Genomic DNA, 18341 nt, shown 5'->3' with positions numbered 1-18341 from the left:
GAGTGGATGCCTGTCACCCGACCTGGATCGTCACGAAAACCGACCCGTTTCGGTGATCTCGTTGCGCCGCCGGGGGCGGGCGTGTATCAACGGTCCGGGTGATCCTTTTGATATCGGTTTACATTGATCTGGCCATCGGCCTGATCCTGGCCTTCCTGCTCCTGTCGCTCCTGGTGAGCGGGATCAACGAGGCCATCGTCCGGCTGCTCGGGATCCGCAGCAAGTTCCTGTGGGCCTATCTCAGGGACACCCTGGACGGCTCGTCGGAGGAGGGCAGATCGTGGATCCCGTCGAAGGTGGCCGACGTCTTCGCGAAGCTGCCCTTCTCCGGTAACGATCCGCGCCCGGCGCACAGTCCCGATCCGGCGCCCGCCGTGGTCGAGCCGATGCGGGTCGACTCCGCCACGGTCCTGGCCACCGAGAACGCCGAGGAGAAGGTCTCGGCGGAGATCGCCGAAGGGATCGCCCCGGAGGGCGTCGCGGGAAAGACCGCCGGGGAGATCGGACCCGACGAGGCGGGCGTCGGTGGGCCCGCGGCCGAGGACCGCGCGGAGCCGCCCACGCCGGCGGTCGACATGACCGCGCGGCTGTACGAACGGCTCCAGGAGATCGACCACCCCAAGGGCACCCGCACCAGCATCGCGAACATCCCGCCCGAGCGGTTCTCCGGTGCCGTCATGGAGCTGGTCGCCGCGGAGGAGGGCGGGGTCGACGGCCTGCTCGCCAAGCTGGAGGCCATCCGCAGCCCGCTCGCGGGCCATCTCAAGGGCGTCTGGCAGGGTGCCCAGCGGGACGCGCAGAAGTTCCGGCAGGGCGTCGAGGACTGGTTCAACGGGGAGATGCAGCGCCTGTCCACCCTCTACGCCCGCTACGTCAGGTGGGTGGTGTTCGCGCTGGGTCTGGTGCTGACCCTGCTGTTCAGCATGGACGCGCTGGAGTACGGCAAGACCCTGCTGCGCGACAACGCCTACCGCGCCGGGGTGGCCGCCATCGCGGGCGGCGGTGGGGAGGGGTACGCCGCGCTGAAGGACAAGTGCGCGGGAGCAGGGAGCGGCCTCGCCGAGCCGTACCAGTGCGTGACCGAGTCCCTCAGCTCCCCGGCGCTGGTCAAGATCTTCGACCACGCGATCGTGAGCATCACGATCCCGCCCGACGGCTCCGACGATCCTTCCTTTCACTGGAACGGCGCAGCCTGGTGGGACCGGCTCGTCACCCCCGGCCACTGGCCGGGTTACCTGCTCACCATGGTGGCGCTGCTGTTCGGCGCCTCGTTCTGGTGGGACGTGCTGCGCCGCCTGACCGGCGTCCGGGGCAACCGTTCCTAGGCCTGGCCGTGCCGCTGTCCGGTGCCCGGGGCGACCGCCCCTGGTGAGCTGCTCCGGAGATCCTGTCGCAGTAGCGGCAGATCCGGCCGATGGTCTGGTCGGCGCTCTTGGTCCACGGGAAGGCCCTGGCATTGTCGTTCCAGACCTTTCACTAGGGCCAGTAAGACAGGGGCGGGACGCGGATCCCCAGGATGATTTTGTCCAGCTTGTCCGCCAGGGCGGGATCGACCTTGACGTGGACGGCGACCTCCGTGTTCTCGAAGAAGATTCCTCGGCGACCATCCGGATCGGTGGTCCGTATGCCCATGAGCGGCCTTCCCGTGCGTACGGACTCCCGCTTCACCCCGCGCAAGAACTCGTCCACCCACTGGCTGCCATGGAGGACTGCGCCGCGTACCACGGTGACCTCGACATCGCGCGAGCCGTCCGACCAGCGTCCGGCCTTCGCGCTCCAGCCCTTGCCGAGCCGCGCCGTCTCCCCGGCGACCCGCCGCAGGCCGGGAGGCAGGTAGGCGACGGCGACGTGGTCGACCGCGTCACCGGAGGTGGACGGCGGCTCGGCGGGGATGAGACCCTCCACGATCCTGTCCAGTGTGGTCGCGAGGCCCTGGTTCACCTCCACGACGTATCCGAGACCGGGCTTCTCCAGCCACAGGCGCATCTGCGTGTGCGAGGCGCCCCTGCCGCCCCCGTCGGCCCGGTATCCGGGTTTGCCGCGAACCTTTTCCGGGGTGGCGGTGTACAGGTTCTGACGGGTCCTGGCCCAGGTGAGCAATGTCTCCGCGTCCGCGGCGCTCACCCCGCGCACCGCCAGGAGCCGGATCGAGGCGCCGTCGTCCCCGCTCCATCCGAGTTCGGTCCACCCGGTCCGGTCGATCACGGAGAAGGGGTCCGTCAGGTGCAGGCCGGGGGGAACGTAGGTGACGCGCAGCCCCTGGAAGACTCCGCCGGTCGGATCCTTGGGGATGAGACCATCGGCGATCCTCCGCAGGTCGTCCCGGTGTCGGGCGCCCACCGTGACGCGCAGGACCAGGCCGGACCGCTCCTCCCAGACCAGGTCGTCCCCCTCGGCCCGGGTGAACGCCCCGCGTCCGCGCACCTTCGCGACGAGGACTCCCGGCAGCGTCTCGGGCGCGCCCTTGATCCCGCCGAGCACGCGCTCGGCTCCCCCGACGTGGAAGGCCGGGTCCTGGTAGACCGTGACGCGGACGAGGTCGTCCCCCGAACCCCAGGTCGCGCCGGTGCCGCGAAGACCTCCGGCGTCGGCTCTCGCCAGTACGGGGGCGCCGAGACCCGCGGGCAGATAACCGACCTTGACGCCGTCCACGCCCACCGCCTGGGTGGGGGAGGCCACGCCGCTCCGGTCCGCCACGACCAGGTAGCCGGGTACGGCCGCCGCCAGCACGGCCGCGGCGACCAGGGCCACAGCCGTTCTGCGAGCTCTCCTTCCTCGGTTCGCGCCCTGTACGACCCTGTGGGCGAGGCCAGGGGGTACGCCGAGCGCGGAGGTCTCCTCGACCATGGCCAGACGAAGTTCGTTCTCAATGTTCGGCATGGGGAAACGCCTCCTCGTGAAGGTCGGCGCCGATCAGGGCGCGCAAACGGACCAGTCCCTTGAACGTCTGGCTCTTGACCGCTCCGATCGAACAGCGGAGGATCTCGGCGGTCTGGGCTTCGGTCAGGTCCTCGAAAAAGCGCAGGACCAGTACGGCGCGCTGGTGTGGCGGCAGGCTCCGGAGACCGGCGATCAGGACCTGGCGGAGCTCGACACCGCTCAGGGAGTCGGGCGCCGGAGTGTCCGGGGGCGAGTCGGTCAGGAAGATCCGCAAGATCGCGCGACGGCGGGCGCGGCTGATGGCGGTGTTGACGATGATGCGGCGCACGTAGGGTTCGGGGTCACTTCCCGCGTGCAGGCGGCCCCAGCTGTGGTAGGCCTTCTCCAGCGCGCTCTGCAGGACGTCCTCGGCCTCGTCGCGGGACCCGCAGGTGAGGTGAGCGATCCTGAACAGGCTCGCTCCCCGCGCCGCGACGAACTCGGTGAACCCCTCGTGACCGCTCACGCGGCCGTCTTAGGTCTCATACCCGTTCATACGCCCGGCCCCGCGCGAAGGGTTTCCAGGCATGACCAGGTTTCCGGCCACCGGATTCTCGGCCACGGTCCCAAGCGGTCACACTCCCAGACGAGTAGGCCTCTGGGATTGGCATGCTCGCTTATCGAAGTGTCGCGTGTTCGGTTGAGCGGGCCGGTTCGTCATTACTTCAAGTGGTTGTCTGAAGCATGCTGGTCGGAGTATCGGGCCGACTCTGGGAATGTGCCGTCAGGCCGGTCGTAGTAACGGGCGATCGAGGCGCGGTGGGGAAGGGCGCCTGGCTGAAGGTGGCGGGGTTCTAGACGGACGCCGGTGCGCCTTTCGGCGAGCGCCAGCGCGGCCTCGATGTAGTGGGCGAAGAAGCCGTCATCGTCATCATCATCGGGGCCCGGTTGTGGGAGCATGCCGAGTTCGTCGAGGTCTTGCCGTAGTCGTTCTGGCTCGTCGCTGTAGGTCCAATTGGGGAACATGGGATCCAGGTTCGCGACGACCCGGCCGTCGATGGCGTGGATGAAGTGGGAGTGGTGGTTGACGTTGCGTGTGACGCTGGCCATTGACGTGCCGAGGGACAGATCGCGTACCAGGTCGCGGAGAATTCCGGCGTGGCCGGCCCACTCCACCATGATCGATCCACCGTTGGCCCGGCCGACTTCAATGGTGGCAAACTCTTCCTGCTCACGGTCCTCGGTCAACCGCAGCCGGTGGAGCACCTCTTCAGGCGCGAGCCCGGCGATGAAAGTGAAGCAGAACTCTGGCCAGCGAGACTGACCCCACCACACATAATCACTGGTGGTGGCCTTTTCCTTGCCGAAAGTGCCCAAGTTCTTGTCTCCTTAGGGCGGCGGAAGTTCTGATCATCTTGGCAAGAGCCACCGACTTTCCCCGGGGGGCTGCGTAGGCGGCTGAACATTCCCCCCGGATCACTCCTGCGGGTCATCCTTTGCGACATAGCGATTCCAGGTGCCGCCGGTCTTGGCGGCCCACCGCTCAAGTGCAAGCAGCATCGAAACACGCCGGCCCGGACGGTCAGCCCATCGACGGAGGCGTGCGGTCCGACCTGGGGCATGCTTTGTCGCAGTAGCGGACCAGCACGTATCGGGCTCCCGAGCAGTTGACCGGCGATGAGGAAGATCGGAAGAGTGGGAGAGTGGGAGCGTGAATACGCCAACCGAACTGCCAGAGGCCGAGGAGTTGTCGTTCGGAAGCGACTCTCCCCGGAATTCGTGGTTACGCTCGTGGGTCTTCGCTCATCGCAGGCTACTGTTCGCGAGCCTAGCGGTGCTTGTGCTGCTAGGCGGGTCCGGCGGCGGCGCCTGGTACCTTCGCGACCTGTCGCGTAGGCCGCTTTCTCCCCCCGATGGCCCATGGCCCGAGCAGCACGGTTTCTCTGTGGGACTCTGCTACGCGCTGATTTCCAGCTGCCCGCCGGCGAACAACGAGGCCGCGAAGAACCCAGCCAGGATAGAGGCGGCCCTGCGAGCCATAACCGGGGTCACCACCATTCGCTTCCAAGGAACCACCACCACCCTTCGGTCCCAAAACGAGCACGAGCAGAAGCCTCCCAGCGAGCAGGCCAAAGGGCCCAAAGGTGTGTGGACATCGCGAATCCTCGACGGAACTATCTACGCTGCCGCGTATCCCGATAACGCTATGGCGAATTTCGTCGGGACGGTAAGTCGATGGGATGACTACGCACGCGTGGCGGAGCAGGCCATGTCAATCCCTGGAGTGCACTATGTCGCCCCCGTGGTTCCGGACTTCTGGGAAGGCAAGGCGGATGTGGCCATCGACCTCTGCTCCCGTGGTCCCGGACTATTATGCACCGGCGTGCACGACCGGTCCGTGACGGAGGCGCAGAAGCAGGCCATAGTCGACCGGCTCTGGGATATCGACGGAGTGGAAAAGATCTACTTCGGGGACCACGCTCACCGGAAGAAAGTTCGCGAGCACTACACTCAGCATGAACCCGAGGGCATGGTCACTGTCTCTCTGGACGAGATGAACGAGTCGTTTTACGTCAAGCTGACGGACCGTCAGGCCATAAAGATCATCGGCGAGTCAATCAAGGACATGCCAGGGGTTCACTACGTGTGGACGCTTGGTCCGGCATAGTTCCATCAGGACCGCGCCCGTTGCGTGCCCGAAGCTGCGGTGATCAAGGGGGAATCACGGGCACTGCCGCACGGTCTGTGACCAGCGGTGGAGCAGGTTGGGCGGTCGTGAGCCGAAATCTTGTACGCTTTTGAGCACTCCCGGGCGCGAGCAGGACGACGGTCGTGATCGTTGCGCCGGTGGGGGTGAGGTGGGGAACATTCGCTGGGCGGCGCTGGTTGTGTATTTCGTGGCCGGTGTGCCCAGTGTCCCCGGGCCTCACCTGTCGCCTTCGCGGAATACCGTTCGGCTGGAGCCGCGTTGCGCCTTTCGCCGAGAGGCGACCTGCACACCGGTACGCATACGTTAAACCGAAGGCCCCGCTGCACGGCGGGGCCTTCGGCATGTCCGGCGCTGTCCCCCCCGTTGGACCAGCCTGGGCGGCTAGGACCATGCTTCTGCCGCTACTGCGACAGGATCTCCGGACCAGCTCACTAGCGGAGCTCGGCCAGTAGCAGGTCGACCTGGGGGAGCGGGTCGGGTCCGAACGGGCGGACCACGACGGTGCGGGCACCCGCCTCCCACAGTGACCTGACCTGGTCGGCGGCCTCCTCGGCGGAACCCACCGCCATCACCACCTCGTCCGGGGCGACCTTCAGGAACTCGGCGGAACCCTCGGCCAGCGCGGTGACCGTCGCGGCGTCGTCGCCGATGTAGAGGTTGACGAAGACCACCAGCTCGTGATCGCCCCCGCCGGTCAGCGTGAGGGCCTCCTCGATCTTCCCGGAACCGACCCCCTCGGGCAGGATCGTGCCCTGCGCCACCCGTCCCGACAGTTCCAGCGAGCGGGGCCGCAGCACCCCGGCCAGCAGCGGCGGCACGACGGCGGGGGGATGCACCAGGCGCACCCCGTCGAGCCGCACGGCCTTGCCCTCCAGGGTGACCGTCTCACCGCGCAGCAGCTCGCGTACCGCCGTGATCGTCTCCTCCAGGAGTGCCAGCGGGGAGGGCGCGAGTGCGCCCACCTGGCGCATCCAGTCCTGGACGCCGTGCCCGATGCCGGCCGCGAGCCGGCCCGGGTGCAGGCGGGCCAGGTTGCCCAGCTCCATGGCCAGCAGGGCGGGGTTGCGCAGCGGCGCCGGGGTGATCCCGATGCCCACCCGCAGGTGCTCGGTGACGGCGAGCGCGGTGGCCGCCGACGAGATCGCCCCGGTCCAGCCGAGATCCTCCACCACCCAGACGTCGTCCACCTCGGCCGCGTCCAGATGGCGGCAGAAGGGGATGAGCGACTCGGGGGGAAGGTCGCGATCGAACATGACGCCCAGACGCATGTCTCTCCTACGGTCGATGTCTTTCCCGGTGCGGGACCCCGGGTGTTCCTGCCGCGCGGTTTCCGCGGCACCTCATCTTCGCGGCATCCCGCTTTCGAGGCACCTCAGAGGGCTCCCGCGTAGCGGAAGTAGCCGACGAGGTCGTCGAGGGCCGCGACGCGATCGATCCGCACCTCGGTCCCGGTCCTCCGTGCATTGATCATCTTGCCCTGGCCGACGTAGACGCCGACATGATGGGTGCTGACCCTACGCTTGCCGATCTTGCCGTAGAAGACGAGGTCTCCCGGCCTGGCCACGGCGGCGGGGATCCTCTTGAGCCGCTTCACGTGGTCGTCGGTGTTGCCGGGCCCCAGCACGTCGCGCCCGTAGGCGAGATGGTAGACCCAGCGGGTGAGGCCGGAGCAGTCCAGGCCGAGGGTCCGGGTGGCCGGGCAGGGCCGGATCGCCCCCGTGTAGCCCTGGCAGGTGCCGAGGGAGGGGCCAGGCCTCTCGCCGTGACCACCGCCCCAGGAGTACGGGATCCCGCCGCCCTGCCAGCCGGGTTGGTGCCATCCGGCCTCGATCGCGTACGCGATGGCGGTGATCCGGTTGAGGGCGACCGGCAGGGTCGGCACCGAGGCACTCAGCAGCAGGAGCATTCCCAGCAGCACGGCCGCCGCGGCCTGCCGCCGGTGTCCGAGAAGATCGCGAAGTCGGTGAGGGTCGGCCTCTGTCACGTCACCTCGCCAGACTTGTCGATATAAGTCATGACAAGTCTGCCCAACAATCCGGCCCCGTGCCGGCAACGCCACTCCTGCGGCAACGGCGCCAAAGGAGTGGCGTAGCCAGGTCCGGCTCTATCCGGCCTGGTACCGGTACGTGACCCTGACCATGCTCGCGCCGGCCTTCCTCCGGCGGCCTCAGCCCCCGATCGCGGGCATGCTCTCGGGAACGGTCTCCGCCGCCGCGTCCGGTCTCGGAGTCGCGAGAAGCTTCACCAGGTGGTCCGCGATCGCGGAGATGGTGGGCTGCTGCCACAGCAGGGTCGCGGGGAGACGGCAGCCGAAGCGCTTCTCCAGGCGCCGCCGGACCATGACGGTCATCACCGAGTCCAGCCCCTGCTCGACAAGGGGACGCCGGGTCGCCAGGTCCTCGGGGGTCAGCCTCATCACGGCCGCGATCTCCGCGCGGATCTCGGGCAGGACGCGCTCGCGCAGGTCCTCGGGCGCCAGGCCGGCGAACGACTCCGCAGGCCCCCGGAGATCCTCCTCGGCCGAGGCGGGCGTGTCGATCACCGGATAGCGGAGTCCCGTGAGGTGTCCCACCACCCGGCCGTCCACCTCGGCCAGGAGCGCCCGGACGGTGTCGTCGGCGGCAGGGTCCACGGCCGCGTTGATGATCACCGTCGAGGGTGGCGTGCCGGTCAGCACCATCTCGTCGATGTGCACGACCATGCGCAGCACCGGATCGCCGGGGAACACGCAGGGCGCCACGGACATCGCCGCGTCCAGCGCCGGCGCCCAGCTCCCCGGTTCCTCGGTGTGGACCGTGGCCCGCAGCACGCCGTCTCCGCTCAGCAGCGTCTCAATCGTCCAGTCGAAGCCCGTCGAGGGCACGCCGACGGTGGCCAGCCGCTTGTGCACGAACCCGGGATCGATCGGGGTGAGAGCGCCGGCCTCCGGCAGCACGTCGGGTTTCACCTGGCCCGGAGCAGCCACGTCCGCGGTGACGTGCACCAGCCAGGCGGGTTCGGGCTCGTCGGGACCGGCCGGTGTACGGGCCGCGAGCCGTACCACCGGAGGCTCGTACACGACCTGGATCTGCCTGCGTTCCGCGGTCATCAGCGGATGCATCATCTCCACGTCGGTGAGCGTGACGTCCTCGTCCTCGACCGCGTGCAGGAACGTGTTGACCAGCACGGCGGCGGGCACGATCTCGACCCCGTTGAGGGTGTGGCTGCCCGGGTAGGGCCGGTTGGCGTCCTCCAAGCCGGTCCGCCACACCCGGGTCCGGCTGCCCGCGAGGCGGGCCCCGGCTCCGAGCAGGGCGTGGGAGTGCACGTCGTGCCCTCGGTTGTCGTCCTCGATGTACGCCTCGCGCCAGTGGCGGCGGTGCTGCCAGGCGTACGGCGGCAGATCGGCCAGGCCGCCGGACGGCTGCAGCCGGCTCCAGTCCACCTCGACGCCGTGACAGTGCGCCGTGCCCAGCGCTATGAGGAAGGTCGGCGACTCCGGCTGGTTCCGGCGCAGTGACGTGCCGACGAACACGTCCTCGAACCCGTTCTCCGAGAGCGTCTCGGTCACCGAGTGCGCGACCACGGGGTGGGGGGAGATCTCCAGGAACACGCGGTAGCCGTCCTGCGCCGCGGCCGTCGTCGCCGCGGTCAGCCGCACGGGGTCCCGGAGGTTCGCCGCCCAGTACGCGCTGTCCAGGACGGGCGTCGACCGGGGGTCCGCCAGCGCGGTCGTGTACATGGGGATGCGAGGCGCCCCGAACGAGAGATCGGCGGTGACGGCGGCCAGTTCGACGGCCAGCGGATCCATGTGCGGGCTGTGGAAGGCGACATCCGACGCCACCCGCCGCACCACGATGCCCTCGGCCGGCCACTCGTTCACCACCGCCTCGACCGCGGCGACGTCGCCGGACAGCACGGTGGAGCCGGGGGCCGACGAGATCGCGGCCACCAGGTCGGTACGGCCGGCCAGCCTCTCCGCCGCCTCCTCGAAGGACAGGTCGACCATCACCATGGCCCCCTTGCCCTCGGCCTGGCGCAGCAGCCGGGAACGGCGGCAGATCAGGCGGGCGCCGTCGGCGACGGTCATCGCGCCGGCCGTCACCGCCGCCGCGATCTCGCCGACGGAGTGGCCGATGACGGCCTTCGGCGCGACCCCGTACGCGTTCCAGAGCCTGGCGAGGCCCAGCTGCATCACGAAGATCATGGTTTGCACGCGGTCGATGGTGTCGAGATCGCCGTCGGCCAGGACCTGCCGGGGAGAGAAGCCGATCTCCTCGACGAAGATCGGCTCCACCTCGTCGACCAGGGACGCGAACTCCGGCACGGCGAGCAGCTCCCGCCCCATCCCGCGCCACTGGCAGCCCTGCCCGGAGAAGACCCAGAGCGGCCCGGGACCGAGCTCGGGCAGCACGTCACCGGTGAGGACGGCCTCGGCCGGCACGTCCTCCGCGAGCCTGCGCAGGCCGGCCGCCAGCTCGTCCCTGTCCGCCCCGATCACGACGGCGCGACGGGCCAGATGGGTGCGCCGGAGCGCCAACGTGTGTCCCGCCGACGCCAGGTCGAGCCCCTTCCCGAGGTGATCGGCGAGCTTGCCCGCGTACTGCCGCAGAGCCTGCTCCGACGCGGCCGACAGCGGGAACAGCCGCTCCCCGGTCCGCTCGCCCCGGGGCGCCTCCTGGGCACAAGGAGCCTGCTCGAGCACGATGTGCGCGACCGTGCCGCCGTACCCGAAGCTGGAGACGCCCGCCCGGCGGGGGTGGTCGCGCTCCGGCCAGGCTGATCGTTCGGTCACCACGCGGAGACCCGAGGCCTCCCACGGGATGGCCGGGTTCAGGGTGGTCAGCACGCTCGGGGGGATCTCACCGCGGTCGAGGGCGAGCACCGCCTTGATGACGCCGGCGATGCCGGCGGCGCCTTCGAGGTGACCGATGTTGGACTTGACCGAGCCGATGAGGCACGGGTCGCCGGGGGACCGCCGAGTGCCGTACACGGAGGAGAGCGCCCCCGCCTCGAGCGGGTCGCCGAGCCGGGTCCCGGTGCCGTGCGCCTCGATGTAGTCGACGGTGGACGGCGCGACGCCCGCCTGCCGGCAGGCCCGGATCATCACGTGTTCCTGGGCCTCCCCGCACGGCGCCATGATGCCGTTGGTGTGCCCGTCCTGGTTCACGGCGCTGCCGATGACGAGCGCGAGGATCCGGTCACCGTCGCGCTGCGCGTCGGACAGCCGCTTGAGCACGACCACGCCGCAGCCCTCGCCGCGTCCGTAGCCGTCGGCCGACGCGTCGAACGACTTGGACCGCCCGTCGGGGGCCAGGGCCCCGGCTGTGCCGAGCGTGACGGTCTGGCCCGGGGTGACCAGCAGGTTGACGCCGCCGGCGAGGGCGATGTCGCTCTCGCCGAGCCGCAGGCTCTGCGCGGCCAGGTGCAGCGCGACCAGCGACGCCGAGCAGGCGGTGTCGATCGCCATGCTGGGTCCGCGCAGGTCCAGGGAGTAGGAGATGCGATTGGCGACGGCGCAGGTCGCGGCGCCGATCCCGGTCCACGCCTCGATCTGGGGCAGGTCCTCCAGGAGGCGGCTTCCGTAGTCGTTGGTGCAGACCCCGACGAACACCCCGGCGTCGGTGCCGGCCAGCTCGTGCGGTGGCAGGCCGGCGTTCTCCAGGGCCTCCCACGCGGTCTCCATCAGGATCCGCTGCTGCGGGTCCATCAGCTCGGCCTCGCGGGGCGACAGGCCGAAGAACTCCGCGTCGAAGCCCTCGATGTCGCTCAGGAAGCTGCCGTGACGCACGGCGTCGCGCAGCGCGGCGGCGTATTCGGGGCTCCGGTTCTCATACCGGCGCCAGCGTTCGGCGGGCAGCGGCCGGGTCGTGTTCCGGCCGGCGCGCAGCAGGTCCCAGAACTCGTCCGGTGAGCGGACGTCGCCGGGAAGGCGGCATCCGATCCCGACCACCGCCACTGGTTCCACCCGGACTCCGCGCGGACTGTCGACCATCTGCGTTTGTTTCCCTTCGATTCAGGCCCATTGAGGATTGTCGATGATCTTGATCACGGCACTGGAGACGGTCACCCCCGGCCCGGTGCCGAGCATCAGCATGTGGTCGCCGGGGCCCAGCTGCCCGGTCATGAGCAGGTGGTCGAGGGAAAGGACCTGGTCGCTGGCCCCGCAGTGGCCGATGGTGCGGCCGTAGTCCCAGGTCGAGCGGGACATGGGCAGGTCGAGCATGGCCATGCACCGCTGTTCGACGATCTCTTCGGAGTAGTTCATGAACGCCACCCGGGCGAGATCGCGGGCCTCGATCCCGCTCTCGGCCAGCGCGCGCTCGACCATCTCCATCAACGCCCGCTGGATCTTGAACAGCGCCGCGGTGGCCTCGCCCTTGGGCATGACCTGCTGCCGGAACTGCTCGTTCCTGGCCGCGAAGCTCATCCGGCGCCCGACCGTGACGCCCGGCGGGAACAGGGGTTCGCTGCCCCGGTGCAGTTCCTCGGCCTCGGTCACCGTCGTCGTGCAGACCGACATCAGGCGCGCGAAACCTGTCTCCTTGGTGAGCACGAGCGCGCCGGCGGCGTCCCCGCCGATGTAGCCGGGGCCCATCCGCCACCGGTCCATCAGCGGGGTGCCGTAGTTGTCGGCGGCGACCAGCAAGGCGGCCTGCCGGCCGGGAGCGGCGTCCAGGTAGCCGGCCGCGAGTTCCAGGGCGATGAACATCCCGTTGCAGCCCTGCCGGATCTCGGTGGCCAGGGCGTCCCCGCCGACGAGATGACGCTGCAGGTAGGAGTGTGGGGGCCAGCCGTCCGGTCCCTGGTGCCACGTCGAGGCGTACAGGAGGAGATCCAGGTCGGCCGGCGCCCGCCCGCTGCGCCTGAGCGCGCTCCGCGCCGCGTGCAGGGCCATCTCCGGAGCCGGTACGTCACCGGCCACCGCCGCCCCGGCCAGGTTGTGCAACTCGGCCTCTTCGGCCGGGTACCAGCCTTTGGCGACGGCTTTCTCGACGCTGACGACGGTCCGGGGGAGGAAGGCTCCCACTCCGCTGATGTACGTGTCCGCCCACTGCATGACTCTGCCCTTGCCCCGGCTAAACGGATTCGAGTTCTCTGACCATCGCCACGATGGTCACGACGTCCCGGAAGTTCTCGGGGTCGAGCTTCGCGGCGGGGATCGGGACGCCGATGTCCCTCCGGAGGAAGTTCAGCAACCGCGCCGTCCGCAGGGAGTCCAGGAGACCCGACACGAGGAGCGGGGTCGTCTCGTCGACCTTGATGTCGTCGCCGTCCAGGACGAGGTTCTCCTGGATGAAGTCGACCAGCCTTCGCGTGAGCTCGGTCATGCGCGTGCCTCTCTCGTGACGGGAGAGGTGGCCAGGACCCTGAACGCCGCCGCGGCGACGGACGTTCCGGAGCCGAACCCGACCATGAGCAGGTGATCGCCGGCCACCAGCCCGCCGGTCGCGATCAGATGCTCGAAGGCGATGAACTGGTCCACCGCGCCGCAGTGGCCCACGCGCCTCCCGTAGTCCCAGGTCGTCTGATCCTCGTCGATGCCCAGCCAGGACATCTGCCCGTCCAGGTCCTCGCGGCGGCCGTGCGGCAACGCCACCCGCGTGATGTCGGCAAGTCCGATCCCGGCCTCATCCAGGGTCTGCTCGACCTGCTGCATCATCGTTTTTTGGATCGTCAGGTGGATCCCGGTTCCCTGTGCTTTGAGCAGCCGCTGGCGGAATTCCTCGTGCCGGTCTCCGAAGCTCAGCCCTCTGCCGATGGTGGCGTCCGGGGGGAACAGGGGGTAGGCGCCGTCGTTGACCGCGTCGGCCTCCGGGATCACCGTCACGTTCACCGACAGGAGCTCGGCCATGCCGTACCCCTTGCCGAGGATGAGCGCGGCCGCGGCGTCGCCGATCAGTGCCCCGGGGGTCATCCGCCAGCGGTCCACCAGCGGGGTGCCGTGGTTGTCCGAGGAGACGACCATGGCCGTCTCCCGGTCCGCGTCGGCCTGCAGATAGCTCGCCGCCAGCTCGAGCGAGCTGATCATCCCCACGCAGCCGCTCCGGATCTCGAACGCCGGCACGTTCCCGCCGAGGAGGTGCGTCTGCAGGTAGTGCTGGGGCTGCCAGCCGTTCGGGCCCTGGTGCCAGACCGACGGGTAGAGCAGAAGGTCGAGATCGCGCGGGGAGGACTCACCCCAGCGGTCGTACGCGTCCAGGACCGCGAGCCGCGCCATCTCGGGTGCGGGCATGTCGCCGGCCACCGCCGCGCCGATCTGCTGGAACCTCTCGACCTCCTCGTCCGGGTACCAGCCCTCACGAACCGCCTGCTCGACGCTCACACTGTCAGGCACATAGACACCGAGACTCCTGACAAACATGTTGGATGTACGCACACGTCCCCTAACTCATCGGTGATCCCGGACAACGGATTTCAGGCATCGGAAGGCGGTTTATCCGACTTATTTCGGGTCTCGGGATATCAAGCGACCCCCGGCCGTCAATGAAAACAACGGGAAATAGGCCGGTGAGCCGTCCGGGGCAAGAATAGGGGCGGGCCGTCGGATAAAGCAATATGAACGTAAGCGACCAGGTCCGCGACATTCCGTGATCAAGATTCGACGGAACGTGTTGAATTTTGGAAATGCGCCTTTCCGCTCCAGGCCGCGGTTTCTCCGAATGTAATGGTTTGGAATCCGGACGACGAGAGAACGGTGCCGGGCCGTCGCCATTCGGCTCAGGCCCGGCGCGTCGTGTCAGGCGGGCACTCTCGTGCAGGCGATGTTGTTGAGTTTGAACTGGGCTGGAATATCGTTCGTCCCGGTGGCGGTCGCCGAGAAGCCGAGGCTCTGACTGGAGCCGGGGCCGATGTAGGAGTTGTGGCCGGCGTCGCGGGCGGTCACCTGGGCGCCGGCCTGGGTCACCGTGGCGTTCCAGGCGGTCGTGATCTGCTGGTTGCCCGGCCAGGTCCACGTCACGGTCCAGCCGTTGATGGGGGTCGTGCCGGTGTTCCTGACGGTCACGCTGCCGTTGAAAGCGCCGTTCCAGACGCCGGTGGTGTAGACGACCTCGCAGGAGGTGCCCATCTTGAGCCCGCCGCGCAGGAAGGTCGCGAAGTTGGCCCAGGTGGGGTTCAACGTGCCGGTCCCGACGGTCTCGGCGCAGCCGGTGGTGGTGCGGACGGTCTGCATGCCGTACTGGGCGGGGTCCATGATCTGGGGCATCATGTGATCCGCTCCGGGTACCGAGACGAACGTGGCGTTGCCGCACTGAGCCTTGATCCTGTTGTAGAGCAGGACGCTCTGCCCGTGTGGCACCAGGAAGTCGGCCTGGCCGTGCAGGAACATCAGCGGCGGGTCGTTGCCGTCGACGTAGGTCATCGGATTGGCCTGGGCCACCTGGGCCGGGCAGGTCTGGATCGGGCAGCCGACCAGGAGGGATTCCGGGGAGGCGGGAGAGTTGTGGTCAAGCCCGCCGGTCGGCAGGTTCTGCGCGTTCATCTGCAGGAAGTCGGTCGGGCTGTAGAAGGCGAGTCCTGTCTGCACGGCGCTGGAGACGCCGGTCGTGCCGACGGTGCCCTCCAGCGCCGTCACGCCGCCGGACAGGGTGGCCATCTCCGTCAGCCAGCCGCCCGAGGAGTCGCCCATGATCGCGAAGCGATTGGGGTCGAGCTGGTACGTGGCGGCGTTCGCACGCAGCCAGCGGATGGCCGCCTTGATGTCGTGCACCTGGGCCGGGAAAATCGCCTGAGCGCTGGACCGGACGCTGACGCCGGCCACAGCGAAGCCCAGCGGGTTGAAGATGTTCGCGATCGCGTCCGCGCCGGCCTTGCCGTCGTCGCTCGTCCAGGCTGAGCCGGTGTGCCAGATCAGCAGCGGCCGGGGCGTGATGCCGGTGGACGGCAGGTAGAGGTCCAGCAGATGCCCCCTGCTCCCGGCCGGTTGTGCGGGCGCGTAAGCGACGTCAGTGATCACCTGCGTGGCGTGAGCCGGCGGCGCGAAGGCCGCTGACACACCGACGGCGGCCAGCACGGTCATCGCCATGCCGACGATCATGGCCGTGCGGATTCGAGCTTGCATGGTGCGGCTCCGGTTGGTCGGATGATCGCCGCTTCCCCGGTGACCGTCCGTGTCTTCTCCTGTGCCGGGGCGGCCGCGATCAGCACGCCGACCGTAGCGCCTGCGAGAACAACGTCCTGCTCGAGTGTCGCGGCTTACATCGATATGGGCGGGGAGACGATATGCCACGTAAGTGTCGATGGTCAAAGTTTTCTGTACATCGTTCCAATCGAACAGGAAGAGCGGCATAAATCGTACTTTATAGATCACATAGTGCGAAGACAGTCCAGATCATCCATGGCATGCACAGGCGGTCGGATACGCACCTGCGAGGTCTTTCGAGGGCGCCACGTCTGGAATTGGACAGCGGCTGGAACCCTCGAGAACAGGCGACTCGGAAAGCGATACCGGCTTTACCGGCGATACACACCCGTGAAACATGCACCGCTCCACGACGACGCCGATGAAAGTTTCATCTCCTCCCGCGACTGATTCGGACGTGACGATCTTCCTGACGCGTGGTTAGTGATAATGTCCACCGTCATGATCTCCCCAGTCACAGGAGGACGAATGCGAAAGGTACGCGCTGTTCTCGTCTCGGCCGTCATGGTCTTCGGAGTGTCGCTGACGATCGGTGCCGCCCCGGCGCACGCCGAGAGGCTGGCCGGCGTCTTCAAGGACTACTCGGAGTGCGAGCGGATCGGAACCCAGGGCATCACCCAGGGCTGGTGGGACGGCTATTCATGCGAGTGGGAGGGCCGGTACCGCTATTACTTCCTCTACGCGTGACCCGGTGAAACGCACGCACCCCCGGCTCTGAGAGGTCGAACCGGGGGCGCGTGCCCGTGATCCGTGGGTCGTGGATTCGAGTCCCACTCGCCCTACCACGCCGACCTGCGGCTTTACACGGACCTGTAGTCGCGTCATCTGATCGTGAGTCACGCCCCTGCCCGAACCTTGCCGATCTTCCGATTGGCCGCCCGCGCCGCCTGCCGCACGCAGTCGTTGCGTGTCACCTTCGTGCACGCGACCGCGATGCCCCGGAGGCGTGGTCCGGGGCACCTTTCCCCGACCGGTCAGACGGCGCTCTCGCCGAGCCAGACCAGGTCGGAGCCCAGCCGATGCGCGGCCCGGTGGGCGTTCGTCCAGCGGCCGAACCCGTACCCGCTCCTGGTGACGGTCGCCGCCGTCCCATCCGGCAGCGCCAGCCCGTACGCCACCACTTCCGGCGACCTCGGCCCGTCCCTCTCGTCGTCCTCGTCGAACTCCTGGACCAGGGCGAACATGCGCGGGAGATCATCGGGCGGCACGCGCGCACTCGCGTACGCACTCTCCGGGCCCGTGGTCTGCGGGCAACGCTCGTCGAAGTCCGGGTCATGGCAGACGGATGGCTGGTCGGAACCAGCGTGCTGCTCCATGTTGGTACTCCCTTCCGGTGCTGAACCTGAGTGGAGATCTGCTGGACGGCCCCGCTTCGATTTCTCTGCGTCTTCAAGCAAACGCATAGCGTGACCGTCGATGCCTCGGTAGCGTGACATCGAATTTACGAGTGCGCAAGCTTGCCTGAAGAGCTTGTTGGACTTGTCCCGATTCACCCCTTATCGAATCAGCGATACAGGCGTCGCGAGCTCGAAGGAGACGACAATGGGCGCGAAACGAGGACCGACACTGCGGGCGCAGTGGCTCGGCAAACGCCTCAAGGAGTCCCGGGAGTCGGCCAAGCTGACGCTCAGGCAAGCGGGTGACTACCTGCAGCGCGACGCGGCCACCATCAGCCGACTGGAGTCCGGCATCATTCCGGCGAGGGTGTCCGACGTGCTGGCTCTCCTCAACCTGTATGACGTCGGTGATCAGAAGATCCGCGACGGGCTGGAGCGGCTCAGCCGCGACATCTGGCGAAAGGGCTGGTGGGATGGCTACGCCACCGACTCCCTCGGCGGGATGTTCGATCACGTCTGGCTCGAAACCCGCGCGGAGGGGATCCGCTCCTACGAGGTGATGGTTGTCCCTGGTCTTCTCCAGACCCGGGACTACGCCTTGGCGGTCATCGCGGCGGGCGACGCGGATCTCCCCGGGGAGCAGATCGAGCGCTGGGTGGAGTTCCGGATGGACCGGCAGCGCGTGCTCGATGCCGAGTCGGCTCCGAGCATAGAGATCGTTCTCGACGAGGCCGTGCTGTACCGCATGATCGGCGGCCCGAAGGTGATGCGCGCCCAGTTGGAGCACCTGGCCAAGTCCATGTCGAGGCCGAACGTGACCGTCCGGGTCCTGCCGTTCGCCGCAGGGGAGCACGCCTGCCTGGAGGGTTCTTTCACGATCTTTGCCATGCCGGAGCCTTACTCCGACGCGACCTATGTGGAGACCAGAGGGGGTGCCGTCTACACCGAAGCGGAAGGTGCCGAGATCTTCGCACGAGCGTACGATTCCCTACGTAGCGCCGCGCTCACCCCGGATGAGTCTATGACCGTCATCCGGACCGCAATCGGTCGTGCCAAACGCGCGAGAGGGAGCACAGGATGATCACCCCTGAGGAGTTGGCGGGTGTGGCCTGGCACATCAGCACCAGGAGCGCCAACAGTAACGGGCAGTGTGTCGAGGCCGGGCCGCTGGCCGATGGCAGCGGGCGCGTCGCGGTACGGCACAGTCGTCGCCCCGGCGCCGAGGTGATCGTCTACACCCGCGCCGAGTGGCAGGCATTCGTCGACGGCGTCAAGAACGGCGAATTCGACTTCTCCCCCAGGTAAAAGGGCA

16 protein-coding genes are annotated in these 18341 nt (G+C 68.3%); 5 read left to right on the top strand and 11 right to left on the bottom strand.

The genetic code is table 11. The features are described from left to right. Positions 1–98 precede the first annotated feature (98 nt). A complete protein-coding gene (locus ABT061_RS39760) occupies positions 99–1325 on the top strand; it encodes a hypothetical protein (protein ID WP_350927953.1) in 1227 nt (408 codons plus the stop codon). Positions 1326–1476: 151 nt separating this feature from the next. On the opposite strand, the gene ABT061_RS39755 is transcribed toward ABT061_RS39760, so the two are convergent. The 3 genes from ABT061_RS39755 to ABT061_RS39745 all read right to left on the bottom strand — a co-directional run bounded on the left by ABT061_RS39755 (position 1477) and on the right by ABT061_RS39745 (position 4236). After that, a complete protein-coding gene (locus ABT061_RS39755) occupies positions 1477–2880 on the bottom strand; it encodes a hypothetical protein (RefSeq protein WP_350927951.1) in 1404 nt (467 codons plus the stop codon). Further along, a complete protein-coding gene (locus ABT061_RS39750; protein ID WP_350927949.1) occupies positions 2867–3385 on the bottom strand; it encodes a SigE family RNA polymerase sigma factor in 519 nt (172 codons plus the stop codon). The genes ABT061_RS39755 and ABT061_RS39750 overlap by 14 nt, the downstream gene beginning before the upstream one ends. A gap of 194 nt (positions 3386–3579) precedes the next feature. Further along, a complete protein-coding gene (locus ABT061_RS39745) occupies positions 3580–4236 on the bottom strand; it encodes a DUF6461 domain-containing protein (protein ID WP_350927947.1) in 657 nt (218 codons plus the stop codon). Positions 4237–4804: 568 nt separating this feature from the next. On the opposite strand from ABT061_RS39745, the gene ABT061_RS39740 reads away from it, so the two are divergent. After that, positions 4805–5527, top strand: a complete 723-nt coding sequence (locus tag ABT061_RS39740; RefSeq protein WP_350927945.1) for a permease-like cell division protein FtsX — start codon at positions 4805–4807, stop codon at positions 5525–5527. A gap of 473 nt (positions 5528–6000) precedes the next feature. Here the strand turns inward: ABT061_RS39740 and ABT061_RS39735 are convergent, their stop codons facing one another. From ABT061_RS39735 to ABT061_RS39705, 7 genes are all read right to left on the bottom strand, one after another. Continuing rightward, positions 6001–6837: an LLM class flavin-dependent oxidoreductase gene (locus ABT061_RS39735; protein ID WP_350927943.1), complete on the bottom strand. Its 837-nt coding sequence runs from the start codon at positions 6835–6837 to the stop codon at positions 6001–6003. 104 nt (positions 6838–6941) lie between these two features. Next, positions 6942–7553, bottom strand: coding sequence for a C40 family peptidase (locus ABT061_RS39730; protein WP_350927941.1), 612 nt, complete (start codon positions 7551–7553; stop codon positions 6942–6944). A 183-nt stretch (positions 7554–7736) separates the two neighbouring features. Continuing rightward, positions 7737–11516 carry a type I polyketide synthase gene (locus ABT061_RS39725; protein ID WP_350927939.1) on the bottom strand — a complete coding sequence of 1260 codons (3780 nt, stop codon included), beginning with the start codon at positions 11514–11516 and terminating at the stop codon, positions 7737–7739. 48 nt (positions 11517–11564) lie between these two features. After that, positions 11565–12608, bottom strand: coding sequence for a ketoacyl-ACP synthase III family protein (locus tag ABT061_RS39720; protein ID WP_350927937.1), 1044 nt, complete (start codon positions 12606–12608; stop codon positions 11565–11567). 19 nt (positions 12609–12627) lie between these two features. Beyond that, complete coding sequence (locus tag ABT061_RS39715) at positions 12628–12879, bottom strand: acyl carrier protein (protein ID WP_350927935.1); 252 nt, start codon at positions 12877–12879, stop codon at positions 12628–12630. After that, positions 12876–13886, bottom strand: a complete 1011-nt coding sequence (locus ABT061_RS39710) for a ketoacyl-ACP synthase III family protein (RefSeq protein WP_350927933.1) — start codon at positions 13884–13886, stop codon at positions 12876–12878. Before ABT061_RS39710 ends, ABT061_RS39715 begins: the two co-directional genes overlap by 4 nt. Positions 13887–14288: 402 nt before the next feature. Beyond that, positions 14289–15611 carry a cellulose binding domain-containing protein gene (locus tag ABT061_RS39705; protein WP_350927931.1) on the bottom strand — a complete coding sequence of 441 codons (1323 nt, stop codon included), beginning with the start codon at positions 15609–15611 and terminating at the stop codon, positions 14289–14291. Between the two features lie 549 nt (positions 15612–16160). On the opposite strand from ABT061_RS39705, the gene ABT061_RS39700 reads away from it, so the two are divergent. Then, positions 16161–16379: a hypothetical protein gene (locus ABT061_RS39700; protein WP_350927928.1), complete on the top strand. Its 219-nt coding sequence runs from the start codon at positions 16161–16163 to the stop codon at positions 16377–16379. Positions 16380–16666: 287 nt separating this feature from the next. On the opposite strand, the gene ABT061_RS39695 is transcribed toward ABT061_RS39700, so the two are convergent. Next, on the bottom strand, positions 16667–17008 hold the full coding sequence (locus ABT061_RS39695; protein WP_350927926.1) for a hypothetical protein: 342 nt from the start codon (positions 17006–17008) through the stop codon (positions 16667–16669). 226 nt (positions 17009–17234) lie between these two features. Here ABT061_RS39695 and ABT061_RS39690 point away from each other — a divergent pair, with 226 nt between their 5' ends. Together ABT061_RS39690 and ABT061_RS39685 are read left to right on the top strand one after the other, a co-directional pair. Next, positions 17235–18110 (top strand): helix-turn-helix domain-containing protein, encoded by an 876-nt coding sequence (locus tag ABT061_RS39690; RefSeq protein ID WP_350927924.1) that lies wholly within the window; start codon positions 17235–17237, stop codon positions 18108–18110. Further along, positions 18107–18334, top strand: coding sequence for a DUF397 domain-containing protein (locus ABT061_RS39685; RefSeq protein WP_350927922.1), 228 nt, complete (start codon positions 18107–18109; stop codon positions 18332–18334). The genes ABT061_RS39690 and ABT061_RS39685 overlap by 4 nt, the downstream gene beginning before the upstream one ends. Positions 18335–18341: the final 7 nt, after the last annotated feature.

This window comes from Streptosporangium sp. NPDC002544 (assembly GCF_040295965.1).
Lineage (GTDB): Bacteria > Actinomycetota > Actinomycetes > Streptosporangiales > Streptosporangiaceae > Streptosporangium.
Note: the sequence above shows the minus strand (reverse complement) of the source record. Positions and strands in the feature narration are given on the sequence as shown.

Coding starts and splice junctions, on each gene's coding strand:
- ABT061_RS39755 (WP_350927951.1), bottom strand. CDS start 2,880: ATGCCGAACATTGAGAACGAACTTCGTCTGGCCATGGTCGAGGAGACC.
- ABT061_RS39735 (WP_350927943.1), bottom strand. CDS start 6,837: ATGCGTCTGGGCGTCATGTTCGATCGCGACCTTCCCCCCGAGTCGCTC.
- ABT061_RS39720 (WP_350927937.1), bottom strand. CDS start 12,608: ATGCAGTGGGCGGACACGTACATCAGCGGAGTGGGAGCCTTCCTCCCC.
- ABT061_RS39715 (WP_350927935.1), bottom strand. CDS start 12,879: ATGACCGAGCTCACGCGAAGGCTGGTCGACTTCATCCAGGAGAACCTC.
- ABT061_RS39705 (WP_350927931.1), bottom strand. CDS start 15,611: ATGCAAGCTCGAATCCGCACGGCCATGATCGTCGGCATGGCGATGACC.
- ABT061_RS39700 (WP_350927928.1), top strand. CDS start 16,161: ATGCGAAAGGTACGCGCTGTTCTCGTCTCGGCCGTCATGGTCTTCGGA.
- ABT061_RS39695 (WP_350927926.1), bottom strand. CDS start 17,008: ATGGAGCAGCACGCTGGTTCCGACCAGCCATCCGTCTGCCATGACCCG.
- ABT061_RS39690 (WP_350927924.1), top strand. CDS start 17,235: ATGGGCGCGAAACGAGGACCGACACTGCGGGCGCAGTGGCTCGGCAAA.
- ABT061_RS39685 (WP_350927922.1), top strand. CDS start 18,107: ATGATCACCCCTGAGGAGTTGGCGGGTGTGGCCTGGCACATCAGCACC.